This is a genomic window from Erwinia sp. PME.40.26/001, from assembly GCF_055556675.1.
In genome coordinates this window covers 1-272 of the sequence record NZ_JBVHNP010000179.1, presented here as the reverse complement: position 1 = coordinate 272, position 272 = coordinate 1, and the positions used below count along the sequence as shown (strand labels likewise).

The window sequence follows — 272 nt, the reverse complement described above, 5'->3', positions numbered from 1 at the left end:
GACGATAATCAATGATCAGTCGTTAGTCATATGACTCATTAAAACTTGAATCCAGGCGGTGCATTGCCAGCGGGCTGTGCTGGTGCACTTTCATATTTTTGGGGTTCGTCAGCCTTGGCTTCTGGCATGACTTTGACTTGACTCGGAGCGGCTGAGGTTGCAGCAGGTGCTCGATAGTTGCCAGGTAACTGGCTGGTTTTTGGGTAACCGGCCAGATCCAGCGAATTGTCCCAGGTGCTTGGTTCAAAGCCAATTGCAGTGCTGGAACCCAC

The 272-nt window shown here is 51.1% G+C and carries 1 protein-coding gene; it reads right to left on the bottom strand.

Annotation, left to right across the window (positions count from 1 at the left end):
• Positions 1-38: 38 nt before the first annotated feature.
• Positions 39-272 (bottom strand): hypothetical protein (locus ACZ3HG_RS23755; RefSeq protein WP_465334836.1); only part of this gene is annotated, 234 nt, incomplete at its 5' end.